Here is a 19,608-nt window from a genome sequence, read left to right as displayed (position 1 = left end):
CGCATGCACGAGCCCTCCGTGCGCAGCTCGGGCTCACCGTCGTAGTACCCGAGGTGGAGCGTGACCCGGATGCCGTCGTCGACGGTCGTCCCGATGCCGTTCTCGACCGCAGGGACGCCACCGCCTTCCGGAAGTCCGCGTCGCTCGCGAAGTCCAGGTCCCAGGTGAAGGACGGCTCGTCCCGGGCGACGCCGGTCTCGTCGAAGCCGAAGTCGTCCACACAGGACGAGCTGCCCTCCTGGGAGGCGTACGGCTCCTTGGCCGGCGTCGGGGACAGCGCGCGGTAGACGTCCTCGCCGGCCCGGGTGGTGGCCCGGACGTGGTCACGGAACTCCTCGGTGCGCTACTCAGCCCGTATGAGGAGCGACACCCGGTCCGATTGTTGCGGAGGGATGAAATCCGGTTCGTTTCGCGTTGCAGCCTTCCGGAAGATCAGGACCGCGGACCGACGGAGGGCACCCGAGTGACACCGCAACGGGGATGGGCACGGCGACTGGCCGGATACGCCTGGCGGTATCCGAAGGACGTCGTCCTGGCCCTGGGGTCGAGCCTCGTCGGTATGGCGGTGATGGCCCTCGTCCCCCTGATCACCAAGGTGATCATCGACGATGTCATCGGCGACCACAGCCGGTCCATGGCCACCTGGGCGGGCCTGCTCATCGGCGCCGCCGTCGTCGTCTACGTCCTCACCTACATCCGCCGCTACTACGGCGGCCGCCTCGCCCTCGACGTCCAGCACGACCTGCGGACCGAGATGTACGAGACGATCACCCGCCTCGACGGGCGACGCCAGGACGAGCTCTCCACCGGCCAGGTCGTCGGCCGCGCCACCAGCGACCTCCAGCTGATCCAGGGCCTGCTCTTCATGCTCCCGATGACCATCGGGAACTTCGCCCTCTTCCTGGTCTCCCTGGTCGTCATGGCCTGGCTCTCGCCGCCGCTCACCCTCGTCGCGCTGGCCATGGCGCCCGCCCTGTGGTGGATCGCCAAGCGCAGCCGCAGCAAGCTGCACCCCGCCACCTGGTACGCCCAGGCCCAGGCCGCCGCCGTCGCGGGCGTGGTCGACGGGGCCGTCGGCGGGGTCCGCGTGGTCAAGGGCTTCGGGCAGGAGGAGCAGGAGACCGGGAAGCTCAGGGAGGTCAGCCGCCGGCTCTACGCGGGGCGGCTGCGCACCATCCGCTTCAACTCCCGGTACACCCCCGCCCTCCAGGCCGTCCCCGCCCTCGGCCAGGTCGCGATGCTCGCCCTCGGCGGCTGGCTGGCCGTCCGCGGCCACATCACCCTCGGCACCTTCGTCGCCTTCTCCACCTACCTCGCCCAGCTCGTCGGCCCGGTCCGGATGCTCGCAATGGTCCTGACCGTCGCCCAGCAGGCGCGCGCCGGCACCGAGCGGGTCCTGGAGCTGATCGACACCGAGCCGTCGATGACCGACGGCACCAAGGAACTGCCCGCCGACGCGCCCGCGACCGTCGAGTTCGACGACGTGTCCTTCGGCTACGAGGACGAACAGCCCGTCCTGCGTGGGCTCAGCTTCGAGATCCGCCCCGGCGAGACCCTCGCGGTCGTCGGCTCCTCCGGCTCCGGCAAGTCGACGGTCTCCCTCCTCCTGCCGCGCTTCTACGACGTCACGCACGGCGCCGTCCTGGTCGGCGGCCACGACGTCCGCGAGCTGAGCCTGGAATCCCTGCGGGCCGCGATCGGACTGGTCCCCGAGGACTCCTTCCTTTTCTCGGACACGGTCCGCGCCAACATCGCCTACGGCCGCCCCGAGGCGACCCAGGAGGAGATCGAGCAGGCCGCGCGCGCCGCCCAGGCGGACCGTTTCATCGCCGAGCTGCCCGAGGGCTACGACACCAAGGTCGGCGAGCACGGCCTCACCCTCTCCGGCGGCCAGCGTCAGCGCGTCGCGCTCGCCCGGGCGATCCTCACCGACCCGAGGCTCCTCGTCCTCGACGACGCCACCTCCGCGGTGGACGCCCGCGTCGAGCACGAGATCCACGAGGCGCTGAAGCAGGTCATGCAGGGCCGCACCACCCTGCTGATCGCCCACCGCCGCTCCACCCTGAACCTCGCCGACCGCATCGCCGTCCTCGACGAGGGCCGCCTCGCCGACCTCGGCACCCACGAGGAGCTGGAGAAACGGTCCGCCCTCTACCGGCGGCTGCTCACCGACCCCGACGAACTCGGCGGCGTCTCACCCGGCCACGCCCAGCCCGTCGCGCCCTGCGAGGACACCTCCGTACGGGAGGAGCTGGACGCGGAGTTCGACGCCGAGCGCGGCATCACGCCCCGGCTGTGGGCGGGGGAGCGCGGCCCGAGGGACGCCGCCCTGGACGGGATGCCGGCCACGCCGGAGCTGCTCGCCGAGGTCGACGCGCTGCCGCCGGCGGACGCCACCCCCGACATCGACGAGGCCCGCGCGGTCACGCCGGAGGAGTCGTACGGCCTGCGCCGGCTGCTGCACGGCTTCGGCTACGCCCTGCTGATCAGCCTCGGCCTCGTCGCGGTCGACGCCGGGATGGGCCTGCTGCTGCCCGTGCTGATCCGGCACGGCATCGACTCGGGCGTCAGCGAACTCGCCCTCGGCGCGGTGTGGGCGGCCTCGCTGCTCGGGCTGCTCACCGTGGCGGTGCAGTGGGTGGCCCAGATCGGTGAGACGCGGATGACGGGACGGACGGGCGAGCGCGTCCTCTACTCGCTCCGCCTGAAGATCTTCGCGCAGCTCCAGCGGCTCGGACTCGACTACTACGAGCGGGAGTTGACCGGCCGGATCATGACCCGCATGACCACCGACGTCGACGCGCTCTCGACCTTCCTCCAGACCGGCCTGGTCACGGCGTTCGTCTCGGTCGTCACCTTCTTCGGCATCATGGTCGCCCTGCTGGTGCTCGACGTGGAGCTCGCGCTCGTGGTGTTCGCGACGCTGCCGCCGCTGATCGTCGCCACGTACTTCTTCCGCCGGGCGAGCGTGAAGGCGTACGAGCTGGCCCGTGAGCGGGTGTCGGTGGTCAACGCCGACCTTCAGGAGTCGGTGTCCGGGCTGCGGATCGTGCAGGCGTTCCGGCGGGAGCGGGACGGCGGGGCGCGGTTCGCGGAGCGCAGCGACAGCTACCGGCAGGCGCGGATCCGGGGGCAGTGGCTGATCTCGGTCTACTTCCCCTTCGTGCAGCTGCTGTCGTCGGTGGCCGCGGCGGCCGTGCTGATCGCGGGCGCCGGGCGGATCGACGACGCGACGCTGACGACCGGTGCGCTGGTGGCGTACCTGCTCTACATCGACCTGTTCTTCGCGCCGGTGCAGCAGCTCTCGCAGGTCTTCGACGGCTACCAGCAGGCGACCGTCTCGCTCGGCCGGATCCAGGAGCTGCTCCAGGAGCCGACCTCCACGAAGGCGGCGGACGAGCCGCTGGAGGTGCTCTCGCTGCGGGGCGAGGTGGCCTTCGAGGGCGTGCACTTCGCGTACGGCTCCGCCGACGAACCCGAGGAGGCCCTCGGTGACGTGGAGTTGCGGATCCCCGCCGGACAGACCGTCGCGTTCGTCGGCGAGACGGGCGCCGGGAAGTCGACCCTGGTCAAGCTGGTGGCGCGGTTCTACGACCCGACACAGGGCCGGGTGACGGTCGACGGCACGGATCTGCGGGCGCTGGACCTCACCTCGTACCGGCATCGGCTCGGGGTCGTCCCGCAGGAGGCGTACCTCTTCCAGGGCACGGTCCGCGACGCCATCGCCTACGGCCGCCCGGACGCCACCGACGCCGAGGTGGAGTCGGCGGCGCGTACGGTCGGCGCCCACGAGATGATCGCGACCCTCGACGGCGGCTACCTCCACGAGGTGGCCGAGCGCGGCCGCAACCTCTCCGCCGGCCAGCGCCAGCTGATCGCCCTGGCCCGCGCCGAACTCGTCGACCCCGACATCCTCCTCCTCGACGAGGCGACAGCGGCCCTGGACCTCGCCACGGAAGCCCAGGTCAACCAGGCCACCGACCGCCTCGCAGGCCGCCGCACCACCCTCGTCGTAGCCCACCGCCTCACCACAGCGGCCCGAGCCGACCGAGTAATCGTGATGGACCACGGCAAGGTCACGGAAGACGGCACCCACGACGAACTACTGGCCCTCGGCGGCCGGTACGCGGCGCTGTGGCGGACGTTCGTGGGGGAGGACGCGGCCGCGGTGGCGTGAGGGGGGCGGACGGTTCGTGGGGGCGGCTCGTGGCTTGAACCGGTGACGGTCGTGCAACCATCCGACATACGTCGTGCGTCCGTACACCAGTACGCTCATCGCCGGGGTACGGGAGGGACGACAGTGGCCATGGGGGCGATGCGGCGGCGGCTGGCCGTCGGTCTTGCCGTGCTGACCGCTTCGGGGGTGCTCGGGGTCGCGGTGCCCGGGGAGGCGCAGGCCGCCGGGGGACAGTGCGAGGGGCGCAAGGTGCGGACGTACACCTTCTCCACGGGCTCGGTGAAGGTCTACAAGCGCGGCACCTCCCTGTGCGCCATCACCGTCCCCAAGCGGGTCGGCTCCCCGCGCACCATGATGGTCAGCCTTCAGACGCGCGGCTTCGAGGCCGTCCGCGACGAGGGCGTCTACACCAAGCGCGCCGGTCCGGTGGAGTCGTACGTCGGGGGCCGCAAGGTGTGGATCAAGGGCCGGGTCGGCAACGGGTCGTACTCGACCGGCGGCTGGGTTCGCCTGTAGGGCGGGCGCCGGGTCCCACCCGAACCCGCCAATATCCGAAGGTTTTCCCTATCTCCCCTGGTGCGTACGGGAGTTGCTCCGATACGTTCCGCTCGCACATCTGTCTCACAGGGGAGGGTGCATGCGCAAGGCGCTCAGATGGCTGCTGGCGTTCACCGTGTTCATAGGCACGCTGAGCACGGCAGGGGCGGCCACCGCCGCCCAGCCGGAGGCCACCGGTACCACCGACATCAAGGAGAGGCTGCTCTCCATACCGGGTGTGAGCCTGATCGAGGAGAAGCCGTACACCGGCTACCGCTTCTTCGTCCTGGGCTTCACCCAGCCGATCGACCACCGCCACCCGTCCAAGGGCACGTTCCAGCAGCGGATCACCGTGCTGCACAAGGACGTCGCCCGTCCGACGGTCTTCTTCACCAGCGGCTACAACGTCTCCACGACGCCCCGCCGCAGCGAGCCGACCCAGATCGTGGACGGCAACCAGGTCTCCCTGGAGTACCGCTTCTTCACCCCGTCCCGGCCCGACCCGGCCGACTGGAGCAAGCTGGACATCTGGCAGGCCGCCAGCGACCAGCACCGCGTCTTCAAGGCGCTGAAGAAGATCTACTCCAAGAACTGGATCACCACGGGCGGCTCGAAGGGCGGCATGACCGCCACCTACTACGAGCGCTTCTACCCGAAGGACATGGACGGCGTCGTCGCCTACGTCGCCCCCAACGACGTGGTGAACAACGAGGACTCCGCCTACGACCGCTTCTTCGCCAAGGTCGGCACCAAGGAGTGCCGCGACCGCCTGAACGCGGTGCAGCGCGAGGCACTCGTACGCCGCGAGCCGCTGGAGAAGAAGTACGCGGAGTACGCCGCCGCCGAGGGCTTCACCTTCGACACCGTCGGCAGCCTCGACAAGGCCTACGAGGCCGTCGTACTCGACTACGTCTGGGGCTACTGGCAGTACAACCTGCTGGAGAACTGCGGTGACGACGAGCTGATCCCGGCGGACGCCAAGACCGCGACCGACGACCAGATCTGGAACTCGATCGACACGGTCTCCGGCTTCTCCTTCTACACCGACCAGGGTCTGTCCCCGTACACGCCGTACTACTACCAGGCGGCCACCCAGCTCGGCGCGCCGACGATCAAGTTCCCGCACATCGAGAAGAAGTACATCCGCTACGGCTACCAGCCGCCGCGCAACTTCGTGCCGCGGGACATCCCGACGAAGTTCCAGCCGTCGGCGATGCGCGACGTGGACACGTGGGTGAAGCACAACGCCCGCCACATGCTCTACGTCTACGGGCAGAACGACCCGTGGGGCGCCGAGCCGTTCCACCTCGGCAAGGGCGCGAAGGACTCCTACGTCTTCACCGCGCCCGGCATGAACCACGGCGCGAACGTGGCCGGTCTGGTCGCCGACCAGAAGGCCCTCGCCACCGCCCGCATCCTGGACTGGGCCGGTGTCTCCGACGCGGCCGTCGCCCAGGCGAAGCCGCTGGCGAAGTTCGACAGGAAGCTGGACGTCAGGGACGTGGAGCGCGAGCCCACGCTGCGTCCGTAACCCCGGTGCCGCGCCCGGCCGTCGCTCAGACCGGCCGGGCGCAGCCCACCGGCTTCTCGCCCCGCAGCTGCACGTACAACGCCGTCGACACCGGGCACTTGGCGCGGCTCGCGACGGCCTTCGTCACCTCGTACTGCGGCTTCTTCTCGCCCTTGCCGTCGCACGACGTCTCACGGACCTGGCCGTCGCCGGAGCCGTAGACGCAGTCGCCGACGATGGTGCGCGGCCCGCCTCCACCGCCCGGGTCGCCCGGGTGCGGCGGGGTGAGGTTGCGCATACAGGCGTAGCCCTGCGGGACCTCGCCGTCGCCGTCCTCGTCGCCGGCCGGGCTCTGGGCGCTGATGTGCAGCACGAAGTCCGTGGTCCCCGGGCACAGCGGACCGTCGGCCACCGTGCCGTCGAAGCGCGCCACGACCCGCGCCGCCGCCCGCTCGCCGGTGCAGGCCACCTCGGTGAAGCTGGTCGTCCCGAAGGAACTGCACTCGTCGACGCCGAGGAACACCGCCCCGTACCCCGAGGGGCGCGTCGGCGTCACCACCTCGCCGATCCGGCTGTGGGTGTCCGTGGCACCGCCGCCCGAAGAGTTCTGGCACCCCGCCAGCAGGGCGACGAGCAGCGCGAGCAGTGCGCACACCATCCCCACCGAACATCTCTCACGCATCGCGATCCCCCCGCCCAGCGTGACCCGCCGCGGCGGGCACACGCCAGACATGTGGGATGCTTTGCGCCCTTTGGTGGGCGTACGCCGGGTGCATGGCGTACGCGCACTACGTCGGGTACGACAGTCCGTACCCGATCGGATAGAGCACCGCGGCCGGATCATCGGCCCGTTGCACCGGCACCGGCAGCTTCCCGCGAGGCGCCGCCCTGCCCGCGATCACCCGTGCGGCGGCCCGCAGTTCGACGTCGGTCCACGCGTACGACGCGAGGTGGGCGGGCACGGTGGGCAGGTGGGCCACGTCGTAGGGGTTGCGGATCGCGATCGCGATCACCGGCTTCCCGGTCGCGACCAGCTGCTCGACGAGCGTCTTCTGGCCACTGGTCGCCGAGACGTTGTACGTCCCCACCACCACCGCGTCCACGTCCGCCGCCGCGGCGACCGCCTTGGCGATGGTCGCCGCGGAGGGTGCCGTACCGGTCGACAGGGCCGTGGCGGTGAAGCCGAGCTCGTTGAACGCGGCCGCCAGCACCCCGGTCGGCGGGCCCGTCGTACCTGACGGGGAGGCCGGGTCGGCGCCGACGACGAGGAGCCTGCCCTTGGACAGGGGCAGCAGGCCGCCCTTGTTGACCAGCAGGGTCGTGGTCCGCTCGGCGACCCGGTCGGCCGCCGCGAGGTGGGAGGGGATGCCGACCGTGCGGGTCACCCCGGCCTGGGTGACGTACGGCTCCTTGAACAGCCCCAGTTTCGACTTCAGCCGCAGCACCCGCAGGATCGACTCGTCCAGCCGTGCCTCGGTCAGCTCCCCGTCCTGTACGGCCTTCAGGACCGCGTTCCAGGCGACGGCGAGGTTCGGCGGGTTGAGTAGCTGGTCCACGCCGGCCTTGAGCGCGAGCACCGGCACCCGGTCGTCGCCGTACTTGGTGCGGACGCCCTCCATGCCGAGGGAGTCGGTGACGACGACCCCGTCGTAGCCGAGTTCCTCGCGCAGGATGCCCTGGAGGATCGGGCGGGAGAGGGTGGCCGGGTCGCCGGAGTCGTCGAGGGCCGGGACCATGATGTGCGCGGTCATGATCGAGTCGATGCCGGCGGCGATCGCGGCACGGAACGGCGGGGCGTCGAGCTTCTCCCACTGGGCGCGGGTGTGGGTGATGACCGGGAAGCCGTAGTGGCTGTCGACGGCGGTGTCGCCGTGCCCCGGGAAGTGCTTGGCGGTGGCCGCGACCTGCCGGGAGCGCTGGTACCCGGCGACCTCGGCGGCCACCATCCGGGCCACCGCGCCCGGCGCGGCGCCGAAGGAACGGACGCCGATGACCGGGTTGGCCGGGTTGACGTTCACATCGGCGACGGGCGAGTAGTTCTGCCGGATGCCGACGGCCCTGAGCTCCCGCCCGGCGATCCGGCCGAGGGTGTGGGCGTCCTTGGGCGAGCGGCCCGCGCCGATGGCCATGGCGCCCGGGAAGAGCGTGGCGGGCTCGCCCACCCGGCAGACGATGCCGTGCTCCTGGTCGGTGGAGATCAGGACCGGCAGGCCGCGGGGGAGGGTGAGGGACGCCTGCTGGATGCCGTTGGAGAGGTCGGCGATCTGGTGCGGGTCCCGGGTGTTGTGCGCCCAGGTGAAGTAGATGACGCCGCCGACGCGGTACTTCTCGATCAGCTCGGCGGCCGTACGGACGCCGATCTCCTTGAGGTTGGCGTCGATGTCGGCCTGGTCGGGGGCGGTGGCGGAGTGGCCGTAGACCCGCATCACGAAGAGCTGGCCGACCTTCTCCTCGAGGGTCATACGGGAGACGAGGGAGCGGAGCTTGTGTTCGTCGCGCTTCTTGTCGTCCGCGGAGGCGGCCCCGCCCACGGCGAGGCTGGTGGCGGCGCCCGCGGTGGCGGCGAGGACGGTGCGTCTGGAGGGCACGTGCGCTCCTTCCGGAGGTGATCCGTTGAAGGAAACTTCCGAGAAGTCACCAATATCCGGGAAGTTTCTGCCAGTCAAGGGAGCGCACAGTACTGCGTCATTCCGGGGATAGCCCCGAACCCCAGCACAGGGGCGGGTCGGTGGGAGTGGTCGGAGTGGATGTCGTGCGGTGCGTCTGTGTTGCCCGTCGGGAGGGTGGGGCCGCCATCGGCGCTGTTGGAGGGGGGCGCGCCGATGGCGGTGTGCTGTCGGCCGGGGTGCGGCGGACAGGGTAGGTCAGCGTTCGCAGCCGGCAGCGAGGCCGACACCGCACCGCGGTACTGCGTCATTTCGGGGGATAACCCCCGGGCCCCCAGCAGGGGGTGGGTCGGAGGGGCCGGAGTGGGTGTTGTGCGGTGTGGCTGTGTTGTCCGTCGCGGCGTGGATCCGGGGGAGGGGGCCGCCATCGGCGCTGTTGGAGGGGGGCGCGCCGATGGCGGTGTGCTGTCGGCCGGGGTGCGGCGGAGAGGGTAGGTCAGCGTTCGCAGCCAGCAGCGAGGCCGACACCGCACCGCGGTGACTCTCCGACAGCCTGCGGGTTGGACGAGCGGGGGTGGGGCCGGGTTCCCGGGTCGGCCCCGAATCCCGGAAGTTGGTGCTCCGGGGTTCAACGGGACGGATGGGCCGTCACCTTGGGCCAACGGTTGTGCGGTGCGCACACGGTCGGCGACGCGCGGTGGTCCATCCCGTGGACGTCCCGGCGCGGCGGGCCACCGTCGGCCGATCATGTGGGCATGCCCGCAGTCGACATCCCCGGTTCCAAGTCCATCACCGCCCGCGCCCTCTTCCTGGCGGCGGCGGCCGACGGAGTCACCACCCTCGTACGCCCCCTGCGGTCGGACGACACGGAGGGCTTCGCCGAGGGACTGACGGGGCTCGGCTACCGCCTCGGCCGCACCCCGGACGCCTGGCAGGTCGACGGCCGCCCCGAGGGCCCCGCGGTGCCGGAAGCCGACGTGTACTGCCGGGACGGCGCGACCACGGCCCGCTTCCTGCCGACCCTGGCGGCGGCGGGCCACGGCACCTACCGCTTCGACGCCTCGGAGCAGATGCGCCGCAGACCGCTGCTCCCGCTCACCCGCGCCCTGCGCGACCTCGGCGTGGACCTGCGCCACGAGCGGGCCGAGGGCCACCATCCGCTGACGGTCCACGCGGCCGGCGTCACGGGCGGTGAGGTGGTGCTGGACGCGGGCCAGTCCTCGCAGTACCTGACGGCGCTTCTGCTGCTGGGCCCGCTGACCCGCGAGGGCCTGCGGATCCGGGTGACGGACCTGGTCTCCGTGCCGTATGTGGAGATCACGATCGCGATGATGCGGGCCTTCGGTGCGGAGGTGACCCGGGAGGGGGACGTCTTCGTGGTCCCGCCGGGCGGCTACCGCGCCACGACGTACGCGATCGAACCCGACGCCTCGACGTCCAGTTACTTCTTCGCGGCGGCGGCCGTGACACCGGGCGCCGAGGTGACGGTGCCGGGCCTCGGCACCGGGGCGCTCCAGGGCGACCTGGGCTTCGTCGACGTACTGCGCCGGATGGGCGCGGACGTGACGGTCGGGGACGCGGGCACGACGGTCCGCGGTACGGGCGAACTGCGCGGCCTCACGGTCAACATGCGGGACATCTCCGACACCATGCCGACCCTCGCGGCCATCGCGCCCTTCGCCTCCGGCCCCGTGCGCATCGAGGACGTGGCGAACACCCGCGTCAAGGAGTGCGACCGGCTGGAGGCCTGCGCGGAGAACCTGCGGCGGCTGGGGGTGACGGTGGCGACCGGACCCGACTGGATCGAGATCCGGTCCGGCCGGCCCGAGGGCGCCGAGATCAAGACCTACGGCGACCATCGCATCGTGATGTCCTTCGCGGTCACCGGACTGCGGGCGCCCGGTATCTCGTTCGACGACCCGGGGTGCGTACGGAAGACTTTCCCGGGTTTCCACGAGGCGTTCGCCGAGTTGCGAGGGAGCATCGGGCTTTGAGTTTCACCCTGGAAGGGCCGGTCCTCGAGGGCGCGTTGGTGCGCCTGGAGCCGCTGGAGCACCGGCACGCCGCCGAACTGGCCGTGGCGGCGGAGGAGGAGCGGGGGACGTACGAGTTCACCTGGGTCCCGCGCGCCGACGAGGTGGCCGACTACGTCGACGCGCAGCTCGCCCGCGCGGCCACGGGACGCCTGGCCCCGTACGCGCAGATCTCCGTGGCGACGGGACGGGCGGTCGGCGCCACCTCCTTCTGGGAGCCCCGCAGTTGGCTCTCGGAGGACCGCCTCGACGCCATCGAGGTGGGCTTCACCTGGCTGGCCGGCTCGGCCCAGGGCACGGGCGTGAACGCCGAGGCCAAGCTGCTGCTGTTCCGGCACGCCTTCGAGGTGTGGGAGGTCTCCCGGGTCGACCTCAAGACGGACGCCCGCAACGAGCGCTCCCGCGCGGCGATCCTGAGCGTCGGCGCCCGCTTCGAGGGCGTCCTGCGCAACTGGTCGCGCTCCTGGGTGCCGGGCGAGGACGGCCGGCTGCGGGACTCCGCGATCTTCTCCATCACGGCGGCGGAATGGCCCGAGTGCCGGGAGCGGCTGGAGAAGCGGGTGGCGCGCTACCCGGGCCTCACGCACTGAGGGTGGTCAATTCGGCGGCGGACGCGCGCAGTTCCTCTCGTACCGCCGCCAGTACGGGATCCCCCTCCGAGCCCGTGCGCACCGCCGCGAAGATGTTCCGGGACGGCTGCTCGCCCTCGGTCGCCGGCACCGCCAGCCGCCGGTGCGCGTACAACGGCCGGACCAGGCGCGGCATCAGGGCCACCCCCGCCCCCGCCTCCACCAGCGCCGCGAGGGCGGCCCAGTCGTCGACGGCGTGCCGGATGTCCGGGGTGAAGCCGGAGGTCGCGCAGACGGCGCGGGTGATGGCGCCGACGCAACTGCGGGCGTCCCCGGTGATCCAGGTCTCGGTGGCCAGCTCCCGCAGGGCGACGACCTCGCGTTCCGCCAGCCGGTGACCGGCCGGGACGACGAGGTCCAGCACATCCGTCAGCAGGTCGTCCCGGCTGTAGCGGCGGTCCGTGTGGGGCGGGGTCGCCGCGAAGTCCACGGCCACCGCCACATCCACCTGACCGGCGTCCAGCGCCGTGAACAGGTTGGGTGGCTCCGCCTCCACCACGTCCACGCGGACGTGCGGCAGCCGCTCGGCCAGCCCCCGCAGCACCCCCGGCAGCAGCCCCAGGATCCCGCTGGAGAAGCAGCCGATCGTCACCGAACCGCGGCCACCGCTCCCGTACGCCGCCAAGTCGGCCCGCGCCCGCTCCAGTTGGGCGGCGATCTCGTCGGCGTGGGCCAGCAGGACCCGGGCCTGCCCGGTGAGCCGTACGCCCCGGCCGTCCCGTTCCGTCAGGGGCGCGCCGATCTCCCGGGACAGCGCGGCGATCTGCTGCGAGACCGCCGACGGCGTCAGATGCAGGGCCTCGGCCGTACGCGCCAGGCTGCCCCGGCGCTGGAGTTCGCGCAGGACGGTCAGCCGGCGCAGATCCACGGTGAAGGTCTCGCTTACCGGTTCCATCGAGAAAGGTTAACTGGACCGAGGGGAGGGGATCGGAAACCATCGGCACCATGACCGCCTACCTCATCCTCCACGGCTGGCAGAACCACCGCCCCGAGGGCCACTGGCAGCACTGGCTCGCCGACCGGCTGGGCGAACTCGGCCACCGGGTCACCTACCCGCAGCTGCCCGACCCCGACGACCCGGACCTGGAGACCTGGCTCGGCGAACTCGCCCGCCACCTCGCCGAGGGCCCACCGCACGTCGTCCTCGCCCACAGCGCCTCCGCCGTGCTGTGGCTCCACGCCGTGGCCCGGGGAACGGCCGGGGTGGCCGACGTGGACCGGGTCCTGCTGGTCTCCCCGCCTTCCGCGTCCGTCCTCGCGCGGTACCCCGAGGTCGCCGGATTCGCCCCGCCCCCACTGGAGTTCACCCTCCCGGGCCCGACCCTCCTCGTCGCCGGCGACGACGATCCCTACTGCCCGGAGGGCGCCCGGACGCTCTACGGCGACCCCCTCGACCTCCCCACCCGGCTGCTCCCCGGCGCCGGCCACCTGGACCTGGACGCCGGTTACGGCCCCTGGCCCGCCGTACTGGAGTGGTGCCTGGACCCGGCGGCGGAGCTCACTTCCCGTCCTTGACGCGGGCCGTCCGCAGCTCCGGGGTGCTCGTACCGACGTAGGCCACCGCCAGCACGCACAGCACTCCGCCCGCCACCAGGGCCGTCGCGCCCGAGGTCCAGCCCGCGACCAGGCCGCCACGCAGGTTGCCGAGGTGCGGGCCCGCCTGGCCCACCACCGTCTCGGCGGCCGTGACCCGGCCGAGCAGGGCGTCCGGGGTGCGGGTCTGGACGATGGTCGTGCGGGAGAGGACGGCGAGGGCGTCCGCGGCGCCCGCCACCGTGAGCAGGCCGAGCCCCAGCCAGGCGCTGCTCGTCAGGCCGAAGAGGCACAGGCCCGCACCCCAGGTCGCGGACGCGCACAGCATCACCGGGCCGGGGCGGGCCAGCCGGGTCACCGGGCCCGAGAAGGCCGTCGCGGTGACCCCGCCCACGGCCAGCGCGGACAGGAACAGGCCGAGCGTGCGTGGATCGCCGCCGAAGCGCTCCTCGTTGACGAGCGGGAAGAGGCTGGTCGGCATGGACAGCACGGTGGCCGCGAGGTCCGTCAGCAGCGCGCCGCGCACCACGCGGTGGCCGGTCAAAAAGCGCAGCCCGTCCAGGACGCCGTGGACGCCCGGGCGGGACTTGTCGCCCTCGGGCGGCAGCGCGGGCAGGCCGTAGGCGCCGTAGAAGGAAAGGGCGAAGCTCAGGGTGTCCACCAGATAGCAGACGCCGATGCCCCACCAGCCGAGCACGACCCCGGCGACGGCCGGGCCGACCAGCATCATCGCCTGGGCCGTGACCTGCTGGAGCGCGAGCCCCGCGGCCACCTGCTCCTTGGGCAGCAGCCGCGGCACGAACACACCCGCCGCGGGGGCGCCGAGCGCGGCGAACGACGTCTGGGCCGCGACCAGGAGCAGGACCACGGCCACCGGCGCGTGGCCGGCGAAGCCCTGCACGGTCAGCAGCAGGGAGCAGACCGCCGAGCCGACGGTGCCGGTCAGGAACAGCCAGCGGCGGTCGACCCGGTCCGCCCAGGCCCCCGCGAACAGGCTCACCCCGACCATCGGCACCGCCTGCGCGACCCCGACCGCACCGCTCCACACGGTGCTGTGCGTCATGTCCCAGACCTGGAACATGACGGTGACCATGGTCATGAAGGAGCCGAGCGTCGACACCGTGCGACCGAACAGCAGCCGCCGGAAGACGGGGGAGGTGCGCAGGGGCCGAACGTCGAGCAGGACGTCGGACAGGCTCATGAGAGCGGGACCGGGAACGGGGCGGGCTGATGCACCCCGGGACCTTAACGGGCCGCTCCCGGACCGGCCACTCAATAAGTCACGCGCTCAAGTCACGCGCTCACTCACGCGCTCTCGTTCAGCAGCCGTCCCAGGTGCTCGCGCCCGGAGCCCAGCAGCCCCGGCAGCGGTGCCGCCTGCTCGTACCAGCGCTTCTCGTACTCCCAGCACAGCCAGCCGTCCCAGCCGTGCCGGGAGAGCACCTCCACGCACTCGGCGAGCGGCAGGACACCGGCGCCGAGGGCGAGCGGGGTGGTGTCGTCGGGCGAGGAGATGTCCTTGACCTGGACGTATCCGAGGAACGGGGAGAGCGCCGCGTAGGTCTCCGTGGGCTGCTCGCCGCCCAGCCAGGTGTGCATGACGTCCCACAGGGAGCCGACCTGGCGGTGACCGACCAGGCCGAGGACGCGGATGGCGTCGGCGCCGGTGCGGTGCGAGTCGTGGGTCTCCAGCAGGACGCGTACGTCGACGTCGGCCGCGTACTCCGCCGCCGTGCCCAGCCGCCGGGCCGCCGTCGCGTCGGCCTCGGCGGTGCTCTGCTCGGGGCTCGCGCCGGGGAAGACCCGGATGTAGGGGGCGCCCAGGTCGTGGGCGAGGTCCAGGAGGGCGCGGATCTCGTCGAGGACTGGCTCGTCGTCGCCGGGCGCGGCCACGCGCGCGTACCCGGCCAGGCCCAGGATCTCCACCCCGGCCGCCTTGAACTCGGCGGCCACATCGGTGCGTCGCGCCGCGTCGATGCCCGGGTGGACCGCCTCCTCCGGATGCGCGCGCAGCTCTACGCCGTGATAGCCGTGCGCGGTCGCGAGGCGGAGCACCTCGGGGACGGGGAGACCGGGGACGCCGAGAGTGGAGAACGCCAGCTTCATGTCCACGGACTCTACGCGTCACTCCTGGACGCCGTGCAGATCCAGGTGCCAGTCCTGGCCGACCAGATCCTTGCCGAAGGAGCGGTGCGGCTTCTCGGCGACCAGGACGAAACCGTGCCGCTGGTAGATGTGCCGGGCCGAGTTGAGGATGTCGTTGGTCCACAGGACCAGGTCGCGGTAGCCGACGCCGCGCGCGAAGTCGACGACCGCGCCGACGAGGCGGTCGCCGATGCCGAGGCCGCGCGCGTCCGGTTCGACCAGCAGCAGACGCAGCCGGGCCGTCGCCGGCGCCTCGTCCCGTACGCACATCACGCACCCCACCGGCCGTCCGTCGAGCTCGGCGATCCACACCCGCTCCAGATGCGGGTCGTGGTCCTCCGCGAAGTCGGCGACGATCCGGGCCACCAGTCCCTCGTAGTCGGCGTTGAAGCCGTGCTCCGCGGTGTAGAGGGCGGCGTTGCGCTGCACGATCCAGCCCAGGTCGCCCGGGCCCGGTTCGCGCAGCAGGACGTCGTCGCGGCGGGGCGGGCGGCCGTCGGAGAGGAGCTCGCGGACGGTGTGCATCGCCTCGGCGAGCCGCGGCCGGTCGCCGGACGGGACCGTCGCCAGCAGCGCTCCCACGGATTCGTCCGCCCGCTCGGCGAGCAGCGCGGCGGTCTCCCGGCCGCGCGCGGTGAGCGTGACGTGCCGGCGCCGGGGATCGCGCCGGGAGGCGGTGCGCTCGATGAGCCCGTCCTGCTCGAACTTGTTCAGGATCCGGCTCAGATACCCCGCGTCCAGCGAGAGTTCGCCGCGCAGGTCCGCCGCGTCGGTACGCGGGGAGTGCGCGAGCTCGTACAGGACGCGGGACTCGGTGAGCGTGTACGGGGCGTAGAGGTGGCGGCTGTAGTCGAGGGCGCCGATGACGTTGGTGTAGAAGCGGTTGAAGGCGCGGATGTCCTGGACGGTCATGGTGCTCGTCCCCCGGTGGTCGACTCGGGATGTGCGACTGAGGATGTCTGACTCAGTCAGAGATACCGGTTCGAGCCTAGGACGCCCGCGCCCCTTGCGGCTACCCCTCGGTCGCGGCGGGCCGGTAGACGCACAGCTGCACACCGGTCTTGCCGGCCACCGAGGAGACCAACTCGAAGGGTCGCTTGCCGCCGTCCTCCGGGAAGATCGACTTGCCGCCGCCGAGGAGCACCGGCATCACGATGAGCTGGAGCTCGTCGACCAGCCCCTCGGCGATGAGGGCGCGCACGAGAGTGGGGCTGCCCATCATCGCCAGCTCGCCGCCCTCGGTCTCGCGCAGCTCGCGGATCCGGGCGACGGCCTCGCCGCCGGGGATCCGGGTGGTGTTGTGCCAGGTCAGCTCGGAGTCGGTGAGGGTGTCGGTCACGACGTACTTCTTCAGGGAGTTCAGCCGGTCGGCGAAGGGGTCGCCGGCCCGCTCCGGCCACGCCCCCGCCATCGTCAGATAGGTGCGCCGCCCGTACAGCAGTGCCTCCGCCCGCTCCATCCCCTCGCTGAACGCCGGGCCGAGCAGCTCCTCGTCGAAGTACGGATGCGACCACCCACCGTGCGCGAACCCGCCGTCGGTGTCCTCCTGCGGACCGCCGGGCGCCTGCACCACACCGTCAAGACTGATGAACTCGCTGACCACGATGCGCATGGGATTCACTCCAGTAGGTCGGTCGTCGATCGGTTACGGCAATGAGACCGGGGGCCGGCGCGGAAGTCATCGGCACTCCCCGGGAAAAGCTCAAGATCTTTCTCAGCCCTCGCCCGCGCACGCCGTCGGCGAACAGCCGTTTGCGACGGGGGAGTTGTAACCAGCATCAAGGACATGACGACCACACCGGCGTACGACGCCCACGCGGACTGGTACAACGCCTACATGTCACCGGCCCTGGGCGGTGACTACTTCGACCGCGTGCATACGACCCTGAGGCAGCTGCTGGGACCGGGCGAGGGGATCTGTCTGGACGTCTGCTGCGGCACCGGCGCCCACGCGTCCGTGGCCGCGGAGCTCGGCCGGACCCCGGTCGGCGTCGACCTCTCGCACGGCCAGCTCCGGCACGCGGCGGCCCGGCTGCCGGTGGCGGTCGCCGACGCGACGGCGCTGCCACTGGCCGACGCCTCGGTGCCGGCCGCGATGTGTGTGCTGGCGAGCACGGACGTCCCCGACTACGCCGCCGTGCTCCGGGAGATCGCCCGGGTGCTGCGGCCCGGTGGCCGGTTCGTGCACCTGGGGATCCACCCCTGTTTCGTCGGCGCGTTCGCCGACTGGCGGGAGCCGGGACGGGTGGTGCTGGACGAGCGGTACGCCGACCGCTCCCGCACCCTCGACTCCTGGAATCCCACGGGCGTACGGGCCCGGGTCGGCGCCTGGCACCTTCCGCTGGCCGACCTGCTCAACGCCGCGCTCTCGGCGGGCCTGCGGCTGGAACGGACCGTCGAGGCCGGGGCGGGCGGGGTGCCGGAACTGTTCGGATTCGCCGCGGTGAGGTGAGGTCCGCGTCGGAAATCCACCCCGGCTAGAGAAACGCTTGCGTTTCGCTAAGCCCCCTCGTAGTCTCTCAGTACGAAACCGTTTCGTATCGAAGGCGCGGTGCCCGAGAAGGAGGTGGACCACGATGGCGGGTTCTCCGATGTTCGTGGCCGTGGTCCTTTCCCTCATCTCGGCGATCTGTTACGCCGCGGCCGCCGTGGTCCAGGAGCGGACCGCCGCCGACACCGAGGGTGTGCGCGGCGCGCTGGCCCGCGGGGCCTGGTGGGGATCCGTGGCGCTCAACGCCTCCGGCGCGCTGCTGCACGTGGTAGCCCTGCGCTACGGCCCGCTGACCCTGGTCCAGCCGCTCGGCGCGCTGAGCCTGGTGCTGGCGGTGCCGCTCGGTGCCCTGGTCGCCCGGCGGCGGACCTCGGGCGCGCAGTGGAGCGGTATGGCCTTCACCCTCGCGGGCCTGATGACCCTGCTGGTCGTCACGGCTTCGGGGCACGCCCCGAGCGACACCCTGAGCACCGCGGAGGTCCTGCTGGTGGCACTCGCGGCCACCGCGGCCGTCGCGCTGCTCGCGGCCCGGGGCGGCCTCGCCGTCGCCGCCGCGTCCGGCATCGCCTCCGGCGTCGGCTCCACGCTCTCGCAGAAGCTCGCGGTCGGCCCGACGCTCTCCTGGGGCACGGCGCTGGTGGCGGTCCTCACGGTCGCGTTCGCGGTCGGTGGCCTGCTGCTGTCGCAGCGGGCGTACCGCAGCGGCCTCGGCGCCCCCCTCGCCCTGCTCACCCTCGTCAACCCCGTCACCGCGTCTGCCGTCGGCATCACCCTGCTCGGCGAAGGCTTCCAGTACGGCGCCACGGGCACCCTGCTGGCCCTCGTCGGAGCCGCCGCCGCGGTACACGGCGTGACCCTCCTCAGTGACCCCCGCGCGGCCGACCGGAAGCCGCCGTCGCTCCCCGTCCAGCCGGTGCGCACCGAAACCCTGCGCACCGAACCCCTTCGCCCCATGACCGTCGAACTGACCGGCGCGAGCCGGGCCGCGTGAGAGGCAGAACCCGAAGATGACGATCCTGACGCTGCCCGCCCGGACCACCGTGCGCAGGGCGGGACTGGTGGACGTACCCGCGGTGGTGCGCCTGTTCGAGGCGCCGGAACACCCGGCCGTGGACTGGGACCAGGCCCAGCGCGCCCTGCGCCTGATACTGGCCCACTACGCGCTGGAGGAGGGCCAGGTCTGGGTGGCCGAGCGCGTCGACGGCACCCTCCTCGCGGCCGCCGTCTGGCTGCCGCCCGGCACCGAGTCCCCGCACACCCGCTTCAGCGGCCTCCTCGCCCGTGAACTCACCACCCCGCTGCCCGCGGAACCGCTCCTGTCGACCGCACTGAAGCAGGCCAAGCCCGCCGCGCCCCACTGGACGGTGGTCACCGTCTGCATACCCGACGACTCGGAGGCCTGGGACCGCACAGTGGTCACCGACCTCCTCACCCCAGGCCTGCAAGCCGTGGACGCCGAGAACACCCCCGCCGTGGCCCTGACCCTCTCCCCCCGCCACATGGACCAACTACGCCCCCTGGGCTTCCGCCACCCCCACCAGGTCACCCTCCCCCCAGGCAACGGCCTCTGGATGACAACCCGCCACCCCGAGAGCCCGTTGGCGGCCTAAGACTCCTTCCAGCCCATCCAGGGCCAGCCCGAGGACGAGCACCTGCCACCCCCCAAGGGGCCACGCCTCTCAGCACCGATCCGCAACAATTCAGCGCGCCCGGCGTCCGAGGACGAGGTCTCGCCGTCCCGATCCCCACCCACCCGGGAGGGGGCTGCGCCTCCCCACCCACCCGCCGGAGGCCGCACTTCCCGACGCCGGTCCGTGTCGTGTCTTTCAGCCCGTCCGGCGTTTGAGGACAAGGCCCCTTCAGGGCCGTCGGGGGTCCAGGGGGCGGAGCCCCCTGGGTGCGGGGTCGAAGGGGCGGCAGCCCCTGGAGGATGGGACGGGTAGGGGC

The 19,608-nt window shown here is 72.1% G+C and carries 17 protein-coding genes; 10 read left to right on the top strand and 7 right to left on the bottom strand.

The features are described 5' to 3' along the window. Nucleotides 1–53 precede the first annotated feature (53 nt). The 4 genes from ABKA17_RS36525 to ABKA17_RS36510 all read left to right on the top strand — a co-directional run bounded on the left by ABKA17_RS36525 (nt 54) and on the right by ABKA17_RS36510 (nt 6,245). Entirely contained in the window at nt 54–287 is a 234-nt protein-coding gene (locus ABKA17_RS36525; RefSeq protein WP_353696667.1) for a hypothetical protein, read from the top strand. A 176-nt stretch (nt 288–463) separates the two neighbouring features. Next, nucleotides 464–4,177 carry an ABC transporter ATP-binding protein gene (locus tag ABKA17_RS36520; protein WP_353696666.1) on the top strand — a complete coding sequence of 1,238 codons (3,714 nt, stop codon included), beginning with the start codon at nt 464–466 and terminating at the stop codon, nt 4,175–4,177. 129 nt (nt 4,178–4,306) lie between these two features. After that, the gene (locus tag ABKA17_RS36515) at nt 4,307–4,693 is read left to right on the top strand and encodes a hypothetical protein (protein WP_502994495.1); all 387 of its coding nucleotides are present in this window, start codon (nt 4,307–4,309) and stop codon (nt 4,691–4,693) included. A 121-nt stretch (nt 4,694–4,814) separates the two neighbouring features. Then, nucleotides 4,815–6,245 (top strand): S28 family serine protease, encoded by a 1,431-nt coding sequence (locus ABKA17_RS36510; protein ID WP_353696664.1) that lies wholly within the window; start codon nt 4,815–4,817, stop codon nt 6,243–6,245. Nucleotides 6,246–6,270: 25 nt separating this feature from the next. Here ABKA17_RS36510 and ABKA17_RS36505 read toward each other — a convergent pair whose 3' ends face one another. Next, nucleotides 6,271–6,906, bottom strand: coding sequence for a hypothetical protein (locus ABKA17_RS36505; protein WP_353696663.1), 636 nt, complete (start codon nt 6,904–6,906; stop codon nt 6,271–6,273). Between the two features lie 106 nt (nt 6,907–7,012). After that, nucleotides 7,013–8,812: a glycoside hydrolase family 3 protein gene (locus ABKA17_RS36500; RefSeq protein ID WP_353696662.1), complete on the bottom strand. Its 1,800-nt coding sequence runs from the start codon at nt 8,810–8,812 to the stop codon at nt 7,013–7,015. 773 nt (nt 8,813–9,585) lie between these two features. Between ABKA17_RS36500 and aroA the strand changes: the two genes are divergently transcribed. Together aroA and ABKA17_RS36490 are read left to right on the top strand one after the other, a co-directional pair. Further along, nucleotides 9,586–10,824, top strand: a complete 1,239-nt coding sequence (gene aroA / locus ABKA17_RS36495) for a 3-phosphoshikimate 1-carboxyvinyltransferase (protein ID WP_353696661.1) — start codon at nt 9,586–9,588, stop codon at nt 10,822–10,824. Beyond that, nucleotides 10,821–11,453, top strand: coding sequence for a GNAT family N-acetyltransferase (locus tag ABKA17_RS36490; protein WP_353696660.1), 633 nt, complete (start codon nt 10,821–10,823; stop codon nt 11,451–11,453). The genes aroA and ABKA17_RS36490 overlap by 4 nt, the downstream gene beginning before the upstream one ends. Here ABKA17_RS36490 and ABKA17_RS36485 read toward each other — a convergent pair. After that, nucleotides 11,443–12,387, bottom strand: coding sequence for a LysR family transcriptional regulator (locus tag ABKA17_RS36485; RefSeq protein WP_353696659.1), 945 nt, complete (start codon nt 12,385–12,387; stop codon nt 11,443–11,445). The genes ABKA17_RS36490 and ABKA17_RS36485 overlap by 11 nt on opposite strands. A 50-nt stretch (nt 12,388–12,437) precedes the next feature. Between ABKA17_RS36485 and ABKA17_RS36480 the strand changes: the two genes are divergently transcribed. After that, a complete protein-coding gene (locus ABKA17_RS36480) occupies nt 12,438–13,007 on the top strand; it encodes an alpha/beta hydrolase (protein ID WP_353696658.1) in 570 nt (189 codons plus the stop codon). Here ABKA17_RS36480 and ABKA17_RS36475 read toward each other — a convergent pair. The 4 genes from ABKA17_RS36475 to ABKA17_RS36460 all read right to left on the bottom strand — a co-directional run bounded on the left by ABKA17_RS36475 (nt 12,991) and on the right by ABKA17_RS36460 (nt 16,782). Then, complete coding sequence (locus ABKA17_RS36475) at nt 12,991–14,226, bottom strand: MFS transporter (RefSeq protein WP_353696657.1); 1,236 nt, start codon at nt 14,224–14,226, stop codon at nt 12,991–12,993. The genes ABKA17_RS36480 and ABKA17_RS36475 overlap by 17 nt on opposite strands. Before the next feature lie 104 nt (nt 14,227–14,330). Next, complete coding sequence (locus tag ABKA17_RS36470) at nt 14,331–15,131, bottom strand: sugar phosphate isomerase/epimerase family protein (RefSeq protein ID WP_353696656.1); 801 nt, start codon at nt 15,129–15,131, stop codon at nt 14,331–14,333. 18 nt (nt 15,132–15,149) lie between these two features. Beyond that, complete coding sequence (locus ABKA17_RS36465; RefSeq protein ID WP_353696655.1) at nt 15,150–16,082, bottom strand: bifunctional helix-turn-helix transcriptional regulator/GNAT family N-acetyltransferase; 933 nt, start codon at nt 16,080–16,082, stop codon at nt 15,150–15,152. A 100-nt stretch (nt 16,083–16,182) separates the two neighbouring features. Continuing rightward, the gene (locus ABKA17_RS36460; RefSeq protein ID WP_353696654.1) at nt 16,183–16,782 is read right to left on the bottom strand and encodes a dihydrofolate reductase family protein; all 600 of its coding nucleotides are present in this window, start codon (nt 16,780–16,782) and stop codon (nt 16,183–16,185) included. Nucleotides 16,783–16,956: 174 nt separating this feature from the next. On the opposite strand from ABKA17_RS36460, the gene ABKA17_RS36455 reads away from it, so the two are divergent. The 3 genes from ABKA17_RS36455 (at nt 16,957) to ABKA17_RS36445 (ending at nt 19,271) form a co-directional block, all read left to right on the top strand. Beyond that, on the top strand, nt 16,957–17,622 hold the full coding sequence (locus ABKA17_RS36455) for a class I SAM-dependent methyltransferase (RefSeq protein ID WP_353696653.1): 666 nt from the start codon (nt 16,957–16,959) through the stop codon (nt 17,620–17,622). A 124-nt stretch (nt 17,623–17,746) separates the two neighbouring features. After that, entirely contained in the window at nt 17,747–18,652 is a 906-nt protein-coding gene (locus ABKA17_RS36450) for a DMT family protein (RefSeq protein WP_353696652.1), read from the top strand. Nucleotides 18,653–18,668: 16 nt separating this feature from the next. Then, nucleotides 18,669–19,271 (top strand): hypothetical protein, encoded by a 603-nt coding sequence (locus ABKA17_RS36445; protein ID WP_353696651.1) that lies wholly within the window; start codon nt 18,669–18,671, stop codon nt 19,269–19,271. Nucleotides 19,272–19,608 lie beyond the last annotated feature (337 nt).

It is taken from the genome of Streptomyces sp. RG80 (assembly GCF_040446465.1).
Classification (GTDB): Bacteria; Actinomycetota; Actinomycetes; order Streptomycetales; family Streptomycetaceae; genus Streptomyces.
Note: the sequence above shows the minus strand (reverse complement) of the source record. Positions and strands in the feature narration are given on the sequence as shown.